Consider the following 15,020-nt stretch of genomic DNA (forward strand, 5'->3'; position numbering starts at 1 on the left):
CGCCGCTCGTCCATGTCGATGAAGTCGATGACGATCAGGCCCGCAAGGTCACGCAGACGCAACTGGCGCGCCACCTCGTCGGCGGCTTCGAGGTTGGTCTTGAGCGCGGTCTGCTCGATCGAGCCTTCCTTGGTCGCGCGGCCAGAGTTGACGTCGATCGCGACCAGCGCCTCGGTGACGCCGATGACGATATAGCCGCCCGAGGGCAGTTGCACCGTCGGGTTGAACATCCCGTTCAGATAGCCTTCGACCTGATAGCGCGCGAAAAGCGGCAGTTGTTCGGCGTAATGCTTCACGTTCTTGGCGTGGGACGGCATGATCATTTTCATGAAGTCCTTGGCGGTGCGATAGCCCGCCTCGCCCGCGACGATGACCTCGTCGATCTCTTTCGAATAGAGATCGCGGATCGAGCGTTTGATCAGATCTCCTTCCTCGTAGATCTTGGCGGGCGCGGTCGATTTCAGCGTCAGCTCGCGGATCTGTTCCCACATGCGTTGCAGGTATTCGTAATCGCGCTTGATCTCGGCCTTGGTGCGCTGGGAACCGGCGGTGCGGATGATCAGCCCCGCCCCTTCCGGCACGGTCAGTTCGCCCGCGATTTCCTTCAGCTTCTTGCGGTCGGCGACATTGGTGATCTTGCGGCTGATGCCACCACCACGGGCCGTGTTCGGCATCAGGACGCAATAGCGACCCGCCAGCGACAGATAGGTCGTCAGCGCCGCGCCCTTGTTGCCGCGCTCTTCCTTGACCACCTGGATCAGCAGGATCTGGCGGACCTTGATGACCTCTTGAATCTTGTAGTGCTTGGGGCGCGGCTTGCGGACCGGGCGGACATCGTCGGTATCATCGACCTCGGACACGCTTTCGATCTCGTCGTCCTTGTCGCCGTCGTCCGCCTCGTCCTCGTCGTCGAGGTCTTCGTCGCTGGCGGGTGTTTCGACAGGCGTCTCCGAGACCAGCTCCATCGGCGAGCTGCCCTCTTCGGTATCGTCAAGGTCGATGGTTTCCATCCCCGCGATATCGCCCGATGTTTCCTCTTCGGGCGTGTCGAGCTCTTCGGTCAGAACGGCATCGTCGGACACGACATCCGCCGCCTTGGCACGGCGACGGCGGCGCTTTGGTCGCGCCTTGTCCTCTTTGGCCCGCTCGGCCTCGGCGTCGGCTTCGGCGCGCATCGCCTCGGCATAGGCCTTTTCCTCGGCGATCAGCGCCTCGCGGTCGGCAATCGGGATCTGGTAATAGTCGGGATGGATTTCCGAGAAGGCAAGGAAACCGTGGCGGTTTCCGCCATAATCCACGAAGGCCGCCTGCAACGAGGGTTCGACGCGCGTGACCTTGGCCAGATAGATATTCCCAGCAAGCTGACGCTTGAACTGGCTTTCGAAATCAAATTCTTCGACTTTGTTTCCGTCTACAACGACAACGCGGGTTTCTTCCGCATGTGTCGCATCGATAAGCATTTTCTTTGGCATTTTGTCCGTTCACACACAGCCCCGGCGGTGCCCCTGGGGATGCCGTTGTCCGTGCTATGTGATTGATATTGGCGATATACGCGCGGGCCGTGCCAGCGCCCCTTGGGGCCGCTGCATCGTGCCTGACTATCTGCGCGCCTAGCATCGCGTTTCACTCCGACCCCGGCTGGGGGCCCGTTCATGGCCCGGTCGGCGCTTTCGCGCGACCTGCGGCGTTCTTCTGACCCCGAGGGATCAAATCAGCTGCGTTATCCGAGACATGCCCGACAAGGCAGAGAATTCCAATCGGACATCACCGCACAACCAGCGCGCGGGCATCCGTTCCTTTTACATACTTGAGGAATGGCATCCTGCACAAGTGCCCCTGTGCAGCCGCATGGCGCACCCCCCGCCCTAAAGGTAATCCGAGCGTTGCAGCCCGTATTTGGCCATCTTCTCGTTCAGGGTGCGGCGCGGCAGGCACAGCTCTTCCATGACCGAGACGATCGAGCCGCGATGCCGCCGCATCGTGTTGTCGATCAACATGCGCTCGAACGCCTCGACGAATTCCTTCAGCGGCTTTCCTTCGGTGGTCATCGCGGGTTTCGCTTCTTCCACATCCGCCATCAAGAGCGAGGCAATAGACCCCGTGCCGCGCCGGTTCTGCAAAACCGCCCGCTCGGCCACGTTGATCAACTGGCGCACGTTGCCCGGCCATGGGGCCTGCAAAAGCTGGGCGGCCTCCTGTGCCGTCACCTCTGGCGCGTCACAGCCGTATTCGTCGGCGAACTGTTCGCCTAGTCGGGCAAAGAGCACCAATATATCCTCGCCACGCTGGCGCAGGGGCGGCACGACGACGCGCAGGGCGGCAAGGCGGTAGAACAGATCGGCCCGCAACACATCCTCGATGGTCTTGTTGTGCTCTTGCAGGTTGCAGATCGCGACGATCCGCGTTTCTGCCGGTGTGCCCTGGGCGTTGATCTCGGTCAGCAGACGCGACTGCAACTGCGGGCTGAGCGCCTCGATATCTTCCAGCACCAGCGTGCCGCCACGGGCCTTGCCGATCGCGGGCAGCGGTTCGTCGTCCTGCGCGGGGCCGAATATCTTGCGGCTGAGGGTTTCTTCGTCATAGGCGGCACAGCTCAGCAGGACGAAGGGCTTGCTTGCGCGGGCGCCGACCGCGTGCAGCGCGTGGGCGACCAGCGTCTTGCCGGTTCCCGTCTCGCCTTCGATCAGCACATGGCCATCGGCTTGCCCCAGATCGAGGATGTCCTCTTTCAACCTTTGCATGGCAGGCGACTGCCCGATCAGCTTTTTGATCAGCGCCGAGCCGTCCGACAACTCGCGCCGCAACACCCGGCTGTCCAGCGTCAGGCGCCGCGCCTGCGTCGCCCGTTTCGCAAGGGCGGTCATGCGGTCGGGGTTGAAAGGTTTCTCCAGAAAATCGAAGGCACCGATCCGCATCGCCTCGACCGCCATGGGCACATCGCCATGGCCCGTGATCATGATCACCGGCAAGGAGCCGTCCACGCCCTTGAGCTTTTTCAAAAGCTGCATGCCATCCATGCCGGGCATCTTGATATCGCTGACGACGACACCGGGGTAATCGGCGCCGATCTTCTTCAACGCCTCTTCGGCGGATGCGAAGGTCTCGGTATCGAACCCAGACAGGGCCAGCCATTGCGATATCGAATGGCGCATGTCCTTCTCGTCATCGACGATCGCGATTTTCATGACCTTGCTCATGCCCGGTTGTCCTTATTCAGCCGCAGCGACCCCCTCTGCCAGGACAGGGAGCTGCACTTCGAAAATAGCCCCGCCATCGGCCCCGTTACGGGCCGTCAGGCGCCCGCCCAAATCGTTCACAATACCGGAGGAAATAGCAAGCCCAAGCCCGACCCCATCACCGGGTTGTTTGGTGGTGTAGAAAGGTTCGAAAAGCTCATCCAGATTTTCGACCCCGGGTCCGTTGTCGCGAATTTTGAGACTGACGATATCGCCCTTGACCAAGAGGATTTCGATGGTCGGGTTCTGCGCAAGCTTGGTGGCATCCAGCGCATTGCGCAAAAGGTTGATGATCACCTGCTCAAGCCGCAACCGATCACCGAGGATCATGACCGGTTCATCAGGCAAGACCCGCACGATATTGACCGCACGGGACTTCAATTGCGGTTCCATCAGCGCCAGTGCCGTCGAGACCGCAGCCCTTGTATCCACAGGTTCGAAGGCCTGCGATCCCTTGCGCGCATAGGACTTCAACTGCCGCGTCAGCGCGCCCATCCGTTCCAGCAGGTCATCGACCCTCTGGAAGGACGCCAGCGCCTCGTCCGGACGCTCGCGTTGCAGCAGAAGTTTGGCACCGGCAAGATAGGTCTTCATCGCCGCAAGGGGCTGGTTCAACTCGTGGCTGACCGCTGCCGACATTTCCCCCAAAGCCGCAAGCTTGGAGGATTGCGCAATGGTCTGTTCGGCCACCTGAAGGGTCTTTTCCACCTTCTCACGCTCGGCGATTTCCCGCTGAAGTCGGCGGTTCAGCGCGCGAAGCTCTGCTGACTCGCGCTGGAAAAACACCAACCGCGAGGCCGTCTTGCGCGACACGGACCAGAACAGGAAGGCCAGCAGAATCGCAAAGAACATGGCGACCAGCGCGAGGATGCCGTTGACGCTGTCGCGGACCGACGCATAGGTGGTGAAACTGACCATGCGCCAACCCTGATGCGGCACGCGCATTTCACCGCGCAGGACCGCCTCGCCCTGCACATATGCATCCGGCGGCAGCGACCCCCAGCCTTGCGTCATGCGAAGGGCGCGTTCGATCGAGGTCGGTGCAGACTGCCGTGCCAGCGCCTCGGATTCCGTGAAGCCACGCCAGCGCGGTTCGCTGGCCATGACGATGGTTCCTTCGCTGTCGGTCACGAAGACGGCGTCAGGGGCGCTTTGCCAGCTTCTTTCGATGGTGGAATTCCTGACGCGCACGACGATCACACCCGCAAGACCGTTCATCCCGTCGATCCGGCGCGAATAGAGAAACTGATAAATGCCGTTGGCATCTCGAAAGGTCGTAAAAACGGTCTGATCACTGCGGACCGCATCCACGAAATAAGGCGCTTCGCGGTGCAACTCGCCGATCCGCTGGCGATCCGTCGAGGCGACGACCCGCCCGCCCCTGTCGAACAGCGTCAGCGATTCCGCGCCGATCTCTTCGAAGAAGGACAAAAGCCGCGGCGTGGTCTGCACATAGTCATTGCGATCAAGCGCGGTGATCAGGTCGGGATCCCGCGCCAGAAGCTGCGGCACGATCGAGATCCGGTCCAGCTCGTTCATCAGGTTGCTGACGTAAAGCGCCAGCCGCACCTCGGCGCGATTGGCGATGGTGTCGATGGATCGTTGGGTCAGAAGCTGGTTGGCCGCATAGATGACCATGACCGCAAACATGCAGATGACGATCACGGCAAGGCGCAGATACCAGCGCCCGCGCGCCGCTTCGCTAAGGATCCTGCTGATCGCTGCCATTGCCATTGCCGCAGTCTATGTCCAGCAGGCCAGCCGGGCAAGAAAACCCGTCAGGCGTGGGCAAATTGTGCCAGAAGCCCGCGGAAAAGCGCCTGTCCGTCGGTGCCGCCGTGACCTGCGTCGACCGCACGCTCGGGGTGGGGCATCAGGCCCAAGACACGGCGGTTCTCGGACAGGACGCCGGCGATATCGGCGACCGATCCATTCAGATTGTCGGCATAGCTAAAGGCGATGCGGTCCTGATCGCGCAACCGGGCAAGCGTGTCGGGATCCACCGTGTAGTTGCCGTCATGATGGGCAATCGGAAAGCGGACATTCGCGCCTGTCGCGTATCGTTCGGTGAAGGCGCTGGCAGATGTTTCCACTCTCAGATCAACGGTCTTGCAGATGAACTTCAACCCCGCATTGCGCATCAGGGCCCCGGGCAGAAGGCCGGTCTCGGTCAGGACCTGAAAGCCGTTGCAGACCCCAAGCGCATAGCCGCCACGGTCCACATGGGCGACCACCGCCTTGCAGATGGGGGATTTCGCCGCAATCGCGCCGCAGCGCAGATAATCGCCGAAGGAAAAGCCGCCCGGCACCGCCACCAGATCGACATCCTCGGGCAGGGCCGCATCCTTGTGCCAGACCATGCTGACATCGGCACCGGCCGCCCTGAGCGCCACCGCCATGTCACGATCACAGTTCGATCCCGGAAAGACGATGACCGCCGCGCGCATCAGAGCACCTCGACCCGGTAGCTTTCGATCACCGTATTGGCCAACAGCCTTTCGCACATGTCCCTGATCGTGTCCTCGGAGGTGCCATCGGCCAGATCAAGCTCGATCACCTTGCCCTGCCTGACGGCCTCGACCCCGGCAAAGCCCAGCGATCCCAGCGCGTGGCGCACCGCCTCGCCCTGCGGATCAAGAACACCGGTCTTCAGCATAACATGAACACGGGCTTTCATCGGGTGCTCCTTTCGAGGATCGGGGGATCAGTTGATCAAGGTGGGCCGGGTCGGCGCATGGGTCACGTTCGTGGGCAGGACCCCAAGTCGCCGCGCCACTTCGGTATAGGCGTCGGTGAGGCTGCCCAGATCGCGGCGGAACACATCCTTGTCCAGCTTTTGTCCAGTCTCCACATCCCACAACCGGCAGCTATCGGGGCTGATTTCGTCGGCGACGATCAGGCGCGGGAATTCGCCGTCCCAGACGCGGCCGATCTCGATCTTGAAGTCCACAAGCTTGATGCCCACGCCATACATCGTGCCCGACAGCCAGTCGTTCACGCGCAGGGCGATGCTGACGATGTCATCCAGTTCCTGCTGGCTGGCCCAGCCGAAGGCGATGATGTATTCCTCGGGCACCAGCGGATCGCCAAGCGCGTCGTCCTTGTAGGAGAATTCCACGATCGGGCGCGGCAGCGCTGTGCCCTCTTCCATGCCCAGACGCTTGGCCATGGAACCGGCGGCGAAATTGCGCACGATCACCTCGAGCGGGATGATCTCGACCTGGCGGATCAACTGTTCGCGCATGTTCAGGCGTTTGATGAAATGGTTCGGCACGCCGATCTGCGTCAGACCGGTCATGAAAAACTCGCTCAGGCGGTTGTTCAGCACGCCCTTGCCATCGATGACGTCCCGCTTTTGCGCGTTGAAGGCCGTGGCATCGTCCTTGAAGTATTGCACCAGCGTGCCCGGTTCGGGGCCTTCGTAAAGGACCTTTGCCTTGCCTTCGTAAAGCTTCTTGCGGCGTGCCATATCCGACCCTCAAGCTGACCTGCACCCTCGCATCAAGGGGCATCATGGCCGCGTCATAGTGCATGGCCCCCTTGCGGGCAAGCACCTGCGAGGGCATATCTTGGCACATAGCACTTCTATGGATGAGGGTTCCCATGAGCACGTTCGACGACCGCGAAAACGCCTTTGAAAACAAATTCGCCCATGATGCCGAAATGCAGTTCAAGGCCGAGGCGCGCGCCAACAAGCTTCTGGGCCTCTGGGCGGCCGGATTGTTGGGCAAGACCGGCGAAGACGCCGCCGCCTATGCCGTCGAAGTCATCAAGTCCGACTTCGAAGAGGCGGGCCACGAAGACGTCTTCCGCAAGGTGGCTGGCGATCTGGGGACGCGCGCCGACGAGGCGACGATCCGGGCAAAAATGGCCGAATGTGCGGTCGAGGCGAAACGACAGATCATGAACGAAGTCTGATCGGACCAGATCACGACCATCTACCCTTTCTGTCGTGTCGATCCGACACCGGCGCATGATCTTCATGCAAATTTTGCGTTTGCCAGTGCCGGTCAGTCATGGCAAGCGGGCGCGACCCAAAGCGGAGCCTCGATCATGACCAATGCCCTGTCCGACCTTCTTGAAACGCGCGACTGGCTGATGGCGGATGGTGCCACCGGCACGAACCTGTTCAACATGGGGCTGATGTCGGGCGATGCGCCAGAGCTGTGGAACCTCACCGAGACCGCCAAGATCAGAACGCTCTACAAGGGTGCCGCCGACGCGGGCAGCGATATCTTTCTGACCAACAGCTTCGGCGGGAATGCCTCGCGCCTGAAACTGCACGGCGCCGAAGGCCGCGTGCGCGAATTGAACGAAGCCGCGGCGGCCCTGGGCCGCGAGGTCGCCGATGCCGCGGGGCGCAAGATCGTGGTGGCCGGATCGGTCGGGCCGACGGGCGAGATCATGGCCCCCATGGGCAGCCTGACGCATGACATCGCCGTCGAGATGTTCCACGAACAGGCCGAAGGTCTGAAGGCGGGCGGGGCCGATGTTCTTTGGGTCGAAACGATCAGCGCCCCCGAGGAATTCGCCGCCGCCGCCGAGGCTTTCGCCCTTGCCGACATGCCATGGTGCGGCACGATGAGCTTCGACACCGCAGGGCGCACGATGATGGGCCTGACCTCGGCCGATATGGTCAAGAAGGTCGGCAAACTGGCCCACCAGCCGCTTGGGTTCGGGGCCAATTGCGGTGTGGGGGCCTCTGACCTTTTGCGGACCGTGCTGGGGTTCGCCGCCGCTGGCCCGACCCTGCCGATCATCGCCAAGGGCAACGCCGGTATCCCCAAGTATCACGACGGGCATATCCATTATGACGGCACGCCCGACCTGATGGCCGATTATGCCGTCCTTGCCCGCGATTGCGGCGCGACGATCATCGGCGGCTGCTGTGGCACCACGCCGGAACATCTGGTCGCGATGCGCAAGGCGCTTGAGACGCGGCCAAAGTCCGGCGCACCGACGCTTGACGTGATCGTCGAAAAGCTGGGGGCCTTCTCGTCCGTTTCGGACGGCACGGACGGCGCAGGGCCCGAGGCCGCGCCGCGTCGCGGACGGCGGCGGCGCGGCTGACCTTTCAGAAAAGCGAAAGCTGATCGCCCGCGCGCGCCGGTGCGGCGAACAGATCGCAGCGCAAGGGTGGCAGGGTCCGGTCCAAGCCCAACCGCTTGGCCGCGCGCCTGAACCTTTGGCGCTGCAAGTCCGCCCAGACACCCTGCCCGGTCATCCGCTTTCCGAAGTCGGCGTCGTAGTCCTTGCCGCCGTGCAATTCCCGGACACGGTTCATGACGCGCGCTGCACGGTCCGGCACATGTTCGGCAAGCCAGTCCCTGAACAGCGGCGCCACCTCACGCGGCAGGCGCAGGATGATGGACGAGGCCGCCACCGCGCCGGCCGCTTTCGCCGCCGCAAGGATATCCTCGACCTCGTGGTCGGTCAGCGCGGGGATCACCGGCGAGACCATGACGCGCACCGGTATCCCCGCATCGCTGAGCTGGCGGATCACCCGCAAACGGGCCTGCGGCGCGGGCACACGCGGTTCCAGCTTGCGCGACATCGCCGGATCAAGCGTCGTCACACTGATCCCAACCCGCAACAGGCCCTTTGCCGCCATCGGGGCCAGAATGTCGATATCGCGCGCGATCAGCGTGCCCTTGGTGACGATGGCCGTGGGGTGGCTGAAGTCGGACAGCACCTGCAAGACCGCGCGCATGATCCTGCGGGTTTTCTCGACAGGCTGATAGGGGTCGGTATTGGTCCCGATGGCGATGGTCTCGGGCCGGTAAGCAGGCTTGCGCAGCGCCGCATCCAACAGCGCGGCGGCATTCGGCTTGACCGTCAGCAGGGTTTCGAAATCCAGCCCCGGCGAGAGGCCCAGAAAGGCATGGCTGGGGCGGGCATAGCAGTAGATGCACCCATGCTCGCACCCGCGATAGGGGTTGATCGAGCGGTCGAACGACAGATCGGGCGAGCGGTTGGTGCTGATGATGGATTTCGCAATCTCTTCACGCACTTGCGTGCGCAGGACCGGCAGGTCTTCTGCGATGTCCCAGCCATCGTCGAAGACCTCGCGATGTGTGGCATCAAAGCGGACCGCCGGGTTCGATGCCGCCCCGCGCCCCCGCACATCATAACGGTCTGACAGTTGATCCTTTTGCATAATCAACATTAGAACATTTCAGGAACACGAGCAACCAAAAGTCGGTCACGTTCTTGCGAATGTCGGTATTCAGCAGGTAGGAAAAATCAATTGGGCGCAATAAGGTCGCCAAGATCATCACTTGAAGGGTTATCCCCATGTCCGACGAAGAAGACGACATCATCCTGTCCGAACTCAACGACGAAGACCTCGTCGCGCAGATGTTCGACGATCTTTACGACGGCATGAAGGAAGAGATCGAGGAAGGCGTGAACATTCTGCTCTCGCGTGGCTGGGAACCCTACAGGGTCCTGACCGAGGCGCTTGTCGGCGGCATGACCATCGTCGGCAACGACTTCCGCGACGGGATCCTCTTCGTTCCCGAGGTGCTTTTGGCCGCCAACGCCATGAAAGGCGGCATGGCGATCCTGAAGCCGCTTCTGGCCGAAACCGGCGCGCCGCGCGTCGGCAAGATGGTGATCGGCACCGTCAAGGGCGACATCCACGACATCGGCAAGAACCTTGTGTCGATGATGATGGAAGGTGCGGGCTTCGAGGTGGTCGACCTCGGCATCAACAACGCGGTCGAAAAGTATGTCGAGGCGCTGGAGACCGAACAGCCCGATATCCTCGGCATGTCGGCCCTGCTGACGACGACGATGCCCTATATGAAGGTCGTGATCGACACGATGATCGAAAAGGGCATGCGCGACGACTATGTGGTGCTGGTCGGCGGTGCGCCGCTGAACGAGGAATTCGGCAAGGCCATCGGCGCCGACGCCTATTGCCGCGATGCGGCCGTGGCGGTCGAAACCGCGAAATCTTTCATGGCGCGCAAGCACAATCAGGCTGCCGCCGCGCGCTGATCTTTCGAAACCGGCGCGGCGTTCCTATCTTTGAATAGAGGAGAAACGCCATGCCGCTTAATCGTCTGATCTTCATTCTGGTCACCGTGCTTGCCCTTGCGGGGGGAACCGTCGCGCTTTTCGCGAGCTTCCTTGCCGCGGATGGGGGTGCGTCCCTGTCGCAAATCATGCTGCTTTCGACGGCTGTCGCGGCGCTCGCGCTTGGGGTGCGCTATGTTGCGCCGCGCTTGAAGCGCGACAATGACGACTGACGCCGCCCTGACGACCAAGGGGCTTGCCCCCACGGGCAAGGGCCGGATCCTGTTGCTGGCCTGCGGGGCGCTTGCGCGTGAGATATTGGCGATCAAGGCCGCCAATGGTCTGGACCACCTCGACCTGCACTGCCTGCCAGCGATCTACCACAACCACCCCGAAAAGATCGTGCCCGCCGTCAGGGATGCGGTCGCAAGGCACCGCGCGGCCTATGACGACATCTTCGTGGTCTATGCCGACTGCGGCACCGGCGGCCTGCTAGAGGCGGCGTGCCGCGATCTGGGCGTCGGGATGGTCGCAGGCCCGCATTGCTATGCCTTCTTTGAGGGAAACGAGACTTTCGCCGCCCGCGACGAAATCACCGCCTTCTATCTGACGGATTTTCTGGTCCGGCAGTTCGACGCCTTCGTCTGGGAACCGCTCGGGCTGGGCAAGCACCCTGCCCTGCGGGATATGTATTTCGGCAATTACACAACGCTGGTCTATCAGGCGCAGACTGACGATCCGGCACTGACCGCCAAGGCGCAGGCCTGTGCGGCGAAACTGGGGCTGGCGTTTGAGAGGCGCTTCACCGGATATGGTGATCTTGCGACGGCGATCGTGCGTCTCTAGGCCGCCGCTGCCGTTTCCCGGATGCGCTGCACCATGGCGCGCAACCCGTTCGAGCGTTGCGCCGATAGATGATCGTTCAGCCCCAGCCGCCCCAGTTCCGCCGGCGCATCGATCGCCAGCACATCCGCGACCCGCTGGCCGCTGTAAAGCGTATGGAGCACCGCGATCAGCCCGCGCACGATCATCGCGTCGCTTTCGCCCCGAAAGGTGAAGACATCGCCTTCTATCTTGGGCACCAGCCAGACCTGACTGGCGCAGCCATCGACCTTGGTCGCAGGCACCCGCAGCGCGTCTTCCAGTGGCGGCATCGCCTTGCCCATGTCGATCACATGGCGGTAGCGGTCTTCCCAGTCGTCGAGAAACGCGAAGGTTTCGACCAGCTCTTCGAAATCAGGATTAGCCATTGCTGTCCTCTTGTCATCTGAGGGGTGATCTAGACCGCAAGGCGGGATCGGTCAAAGGGTGACCGTCACGACCTTCTGTCCCTTGACGGCCAGTCCGACCTCGCCCTGACACAGCCGCAGCGCATCATTGCCGAAAACCTCGCGCCGCCAGCCTTTCAGGGCCGCGATATCACGCTCGCCCGCCGCCAGCGCATCAAGATCAGCGGCCGCGGCAATCAGCTTGGGGGCCACATCGAATTCATCCGTCTTGGCCTTCAGCAGCACCCGCAGCATATCGGCCAGCGCCGGGTTCACCTGCAGCTTGGCGCGCGCATCGTCCATCTTCGGCATGTCCTCGGGCCGCACCGCAAGCCCTGCCTTGATGCTGGCCAGAATGCCTTCCGCGATATCGCCCTTGCGCGCCTCGCGCAGCAAGAGCCGTGACCTGCCCAGATCGCTTTCGTTCTGCGGCTTGGTCGAGGCCAGTTCCACCAGCGCATCATCCTTGAAGACGCGCGACCGCGGGATGTTGCGATCTTGGGCGTAAACCTCGCGAAAGCGGGCCAGTTCGCGCACGATGGCCAGAAACTTGCCCGAGTTGGTGCGGGTCTTCACCCGCCGCCATGCCTGATCGGGGTCCACGCGGTATGTCTCGGGGTCGTTCAGCACGGCCATTTCCTCGGCCACCCATTTGCTGCGACCGCTTTTGCCCAGACGGGCGGCAAGGTATTCGTAGATATCCCGCAGGTGCGTGACATCGGCCAGCGCGTATTTCGCCTGCGCATCGGTCAGGGGCCGCCGCGACCAGTCGGTAAAGCGCGAGGATTTGTCCAGATCGGCCTTGGCGATCTTGCGCACCAGCGTTTCATAGCCCGCCTGTTCGCCGAACCCGCAGACCATCGCTGCGACCTGTGTGTCGAACAGCGGCGCAGGGATAATGCCCGCATCGACAAAGAAAATCTCAAGATCCTGGCGCGCGGCATGAAACACCTTCACACAGCCCGCATCCTGAAACAGGTCGTAGAGCGGCGTCAGCGACAGCCCGTCCACCAGCGGATCGACCAGCACCGCGTCTTCACCCGCCTCGTCCCGATAGGCAAGCTGGATCAGGCAAAGCTTGGAATAATAGGTCCGCTCGCGCAGGAATTCGGTATCGACGGTCACATAGGGCCGCTTTGCGGCTTCGGCACAGAATGCGGCAAGGTCTTGGGTCGAGGTCAGTGTTTTCATGCGCGGGCGGCCAAATCGGGGTGTTTCAATTCCGCCCGTGATAGGCGAAAGCCCACCCGATGAAAAGCGCGGAAGCTGTCAGAGCATGACCGGCGTCCGGTCGCCGCTTGCGAACCTGCGCAGCACCGCCGGATAAAGCTGGTGTTCCAGCGGCAAGAGCCGCGCGGCCAGCGTACCTGGCGTATCGTCCGGCTGCACCTTGATGCGCGCCTGCCCAAGGATCGGGCCATCGTCCAGCGCCGCCGTCACCTCGTGCACGGTGCAACCGTGTTCGGCGTCTCCGGCCGCCAGCGCGCGCGCATGGGTATGCAGGCCCTTGTATTTCGGCAGCAGCGAGGGGTGGATATTCAGCATCCGCCCGTCCCATCCGGCGGTGAAGTCCGGTGTCAGGATCCGCATGAACCCCGCCAGACAGATGATGTCCGGTCTGGCCGTCCCAAGCGCCGACTGCAACGCCCCCTCGAAGGCCGCGCGATCCTTGCCGAAAGGCCTGTGATCGACCGCAAAGGTCGGAATCGACAACGCCCGCGCTTTCGCAAGACCACCCGCCTCAGGATCATTCGACAGCACCAGCACAGGCCGCGCCGGATGGTCACCTTGCATCGACCGGGCGAGCGCGACCATGTTCGAGCCGCCCCCCGAAATCAGGATCGCGACGCGCTTGGTCACAAAAGCGCGCCTGTGTAGCTGACACCCTGCCCCTTGGTGACATGGCCCAGACGGCAGACGGTCTCTCCCGCGCCGGTCAGCAGGTCGGCAAGGGCATCCGCCCGCGCGGCATCCACCACCAGCACCATGCCGATCCCGGCGTTGAAGGTCTTGAGCATCTCTGCCTCGGCCAGCCCGCCGGTCTCGGCCAGCCAGCGGAAGACCGGCGGCAGCGTCCATGCGCCCAGATCGATCGTGGCCCCCAGCCCTTCGGGCAGCACACGCGGCAGGTTCTCGGTCAGACCGCCGCCGGTGATATGGGCAAGGCCGTGCACCCCGCCCGCCCGCACCGCGGCCAGCGCCTGCTTGACGTAAAGCCGCGTGGGCGCCAGCAGCGCCTCGCCCAGCGAGGTCTCGGCAAAGGGTGCCTTTGCGTCCCACCCCAGACCTGACAGCGCCACCACACGGCGCACCAGCGAATAGCCGTTGGAATGCACCCCGTCAGACGCAAGCCCCAGAAGCACATCACCCTCGGTCACACCCGCAGGCAGGTCCGCGCCACGTTCCATCGCGCCGACGGCAAAACCGGCAAGGTCGAAATCGCCCGCCTCATACATGCCCGGCATCTCTGCGGTTTCGCCCCCGATCAGCGCGCAGCCCGACAGTTCGCAGCCCTTCGCGATGCCTTCGATGATCCGCGTGGCGGAATCGAGGTCCAGCTTGCCGGTCGCGAAGTAGTCCAGAAACAAAAGCGGCTCGGCCCCCTGACAGACCAGATCGTTGACGCACATCGCCACCAGATCGATCCCGATCGTGTCGACATTGCCGGTATCGATCGCAATCCGCAGCTTGGTGCCCACGCCATCGGTGGCCGCCACAAGGATCGGGTCCTGATAGCCCGCCGCTCGCAGATCGAAGAGCGCGCCGAACCCGCCCAGCCCCGACATCACCCCGGGCCGCGCAGTGCGTTTCGCCGCCGGTTTGATCCGCTCGACCAGCGTGTTGCCTGCGTCGATATCCACGCCCGCATCGGCATAGGTGAGACCGTTTTTCGTCATCAGGGCAACTCCGTTCCGCTTGCGCGCGTCGTTAGCCTATTGGGGAATGGAAGGGAACAGGATCGTTGCAGAGGATCGCGATTTCCCCTGATCGCGCTCGATCACCAAATCAAACACATTTCTCACGTACCGCTTGACCGCCGCGCCCTGTCTGCTAGTCAAAATCGCGCGTGGGCCTGTAGCTCAATTGGTTAGAGCAGAGCGCTCATAACGCTTTGGTTGCGGGTTCAAGTCCTGCCGGGCCTACCATCCACGCGCTTCAGTATACGACGGCATACAGGGCTATCGCTGCACCTGCGAATACGATATTGCTGATGCAGAATCCCCGCCTACGGAGCCTGCCCATGTCCAAGATCAAGGTTGAAAACCCCATCGTCGAGCTCGATGGAGACGAGATGACCCGCATCATGTGGGACTTCATCAAGCAAAAGCTGATCCTGCCCTATCTCGATATCGACCTGCTCTATTACGATCTCGCGATGGAAGTGCGGGACGAAACCGGCGACCAGATCACCATCGACGCGGCCGAAAAGATCAAGGAAGTCGGCGTCGGCGTGAAATGCGCCACCATCACCCCCGATGAGGCGCGGATGGAGGAA

General features: G+C 62.6%; 17 protein-coding genes and 1 tRNA gene. 7 read left to right on the forward strand and 11 right to left on the reverse strand.

Annotated features, from left to right (window positions below):
• The 6 genes from V7N12_RS11090 to purC all read right to left on the reverse strand — a co-directional run.
• Window positions 1-1,472: ribonuclease E/G (locus V7N12_RS11090; protein WP_333714622.1), on the reverse strand; the 1,472-nt coding region annotated here is incomplete at its 3' end.
• Between the two features lie 393 nt (window positions 1,473-1,865).
• Entirely contained in the window at window positions 1,866-3,197 is a 1,332-nt protein-coding gene (locus V7N12_RS11095; protein WP_333714623.1) for a sigma-54-dependent transcriptional regulator, read from the reverse strand.
• 12 nt (window positions 3,198-3,209) lie between these two features.
• Entirely contained in the window at window positions 3,210-4,970 is a 1,761-nt protein-coding gene (locus V7N12_RS11100) for a sensor histidine kinase (protein ID WP_333714625.1), read from the reverse strand.
• Between the two features lie 44 nt (window positions 4,971-5,014).
• The gene (gene purQ, locus V7N12_RS11105) at window positions 5,015-5,683 is read right to left on the reverse strand and encodes a phosphoribosylformylglycinamidine synthase subunit PurQ (protein WP_333714626.1); all 669 of its coding nucleotides are present in this window, start codon (window positions 5,681-5,683) and stop codon (window positions 5,015-5,017) included.
• Window positions 5,683-5,913 (reverse strand): phosphoribosylformylglycinamidine synthase subunit PurS, encoded by a 231-nt coding sequence (gene purS, locus V7N12_RS11110; RefSeq protein WP_333714627.1) that lies wholly within the window; start codon window positions 5,911-5,913, stop codon window positions 5,683-5,685. The genes purQ and purS overlap by 1 nt, the downstream gene beginning before the upstream one ends.
• A gap of 27 nt (window positions 5,914-5,940) precedes the next feature.
• Complete coding sequence (purC, locus tag V7N12_RS11115) at window positions 5,941-6,705, reverse strand: phosphoribosylaminoimidazolesuccinocarboxamide synthase (protein ID WP_333714629.1); 765 nt, start codon at window positions 6,703-6,705, stop codon at window positions 5,941-5,943.
• Window positions 6,706-6,839: 134 nt separating this feature from the next.
• Here purC and V7N12_RS11120 point away from each other — a divergent pair, with 134 nt between their 5' ends.
• Window positions 6,840-7,154: a DUF1476 domain-containing protein gene (locus tag V7N12_RS11120; protein ID WP_333714630.1), complete on the forward strand. Its 315-nt coding sequence runs from the start codon at window positions 6,840-6,842 to the stop codon at window positions 7,152-7,154.
• 135 nt (window positions 7,155-7,289) lie between these two features.
• Window positions 7,290-8,306, forward strand: coding sequence for a betaine--homocysteine S-methyltransferase (bmt, locus tag V7N12_RS11125; protein ID WP_333714632.1), 1,017 nt, complete (start codon window positions 7,290-7,292; stop codon window positions 8,304-8,306).
• Between the two features lie 4 nt (window positions 8,307-8,310).
• On the opposite strand, the gene V7N12_RS11130 is transcribed toward bmt, so the two are convergent.
• On the reverse strand, window positions 8,311-9,402 hold the full coding sequence (locus V7N12_RS11130) for a PA0069 family radical SAM protein (protein ID WP_443089959.1): 1,092 nt from the start codon (window positions 9,400-9,402) through the stop codon (window positions 8,311-8,313).
• A 128-nt stretch (window positions 9,403-9,530) separates the two neighbouring features.
• Here V7N12_RS11130 and V7N12_RS11135 point away from each other — a divergent pair, with 128 nt between their 5' ends.
• From V7N12_RS11135 to V7N12_RS11145, 3 genes are read left to right on the forward strand one after another with little or no spacing between them, the layout of a single operon-like run.
• Window positions 9,531-10,238, forward strand: coding sequence for a corrinoid protein (locus V7N12_RS11135; protein WP_333714633.1), 708 nt, complete (start codon window positions 9,531-9,533; stop codon window positions 10,236-10,238).
• Between the two features lie 50 nt (window positions 10,239-10,288).
• Window positions 10,289-10,489, forward strand: a complete 201-nt coding sequence (locus V7N12_RS11140; RefSeq protein ID WP_333714634.1) for a hypothetical protein — start codon at window positions 10,289-10,291, stop codon at window positions 10,487-10,489.
• Window positions 10,479-11,102 (forward strand): DUF1638 domain-containing protein, encoded by a 624-nt coding sequence (locus V7N12_RS11145; protein ID WP_333714635.1) that lies wholly within the window; start codon window positions 10,479-10,481, stop codon window positions 11,100-11,102. The genes V7N12_RS11140 and V7N12_RS11145 overlap by 11 nt, the downstream gene beginning before the upstream one ends.
• Here the strand turns inward: V7N12_RS11145 and V7N12_RS11150 are convergent.
• The 4 genes from V7N12_RS11150 to purM form a co-directional block, all read right to left on the reverse strand.
• Window positions 11,099-11,506 carry a SufE family protein gene (locus V7N12_RS11150; protein WP_333714636.1) on the reverse strand — a complete coding sequence of 136 codons (408 nt, stop codon included), beginning with the start codon at window positions 11,504-11,506 and terminating at the stop codon, window positions 11,099-11,101. The two genes, V7N12_RS11145 and V7N12_RS11150, sit on opposite strands and share 4 nt — an antisense overlap.
• A gap of 51 nt (window positions 11,507-11,557) precedes the next feature.
• Window positions 11,558-12,715 carry a ribonuclease D gene (gene rnd / locus V7N12_RS11155; RefSeq protein ID WP_333714638.1) on the reverse strand — a complete coding sequence of 386 codons (1,158 nt, stop codon included), beginning with the start codon at window positions 12,713-12,715 and terminating at the stop codon, window positions 11,558-11,560.
• Window positions 12,716-12,793: 78 nt separating this feature from the next.
• Window positions 12,794-13,384: a phosphoribosylglycinamide formyltransferase gene (gene purN / locus V7N12_RS11160; protein WP_333714640.1), complete on the reverse strand. Its 591-nt coding sequence runs from the start codon at window positions 13,382-13,384 to the stop codon at window positions 12,794-12,796.
• Window positions 13,381-14,421 (reverse strand): phosphoribosylformylglycinamidine cyclo-ligase, encoded by a 1,041-nt coding sequence (purM, locus tag V7N12_RS11165; protein ID WP_333714642.1) that lies wholly within the window; start codon window positions 14,419-14,421, stop codon window positions 13,381-13,383. The genes purN and purM overlap by 4 nt, the downstream gene beginning before the upstream one ends.
• Window positions 14,422-14,593: 172 nt before the next feature.
• Here purM and V7N12_RS11170 point away from each other — a divergent pair.
• Window positions 14,594-14,670: transfer RNA gene (locus V7N12_RS11170), tRNA-Ile, on the forward strand.
• A gap of 95 nt (window positions 14,671-14,765) precedes the next feature.
• Window positions 14,766-15,020: isocitrate/isopropylmalate family dehydrogenase (locus tag V7N12_RS11175; RefSeq protein WP_333714643.1), on the forward strand; the 255-nt coding region annotated here is incomplete at its 3' end.

Origin of the sequence: Yoonia sp. (genome assembly GCF_036770585.1) — a bacterium.
GTDB lineage: Bacteria > Pseudomonadota > Alphaproteobacteria > Rhodobacterales > Rhodobacteraceae > Yoonia.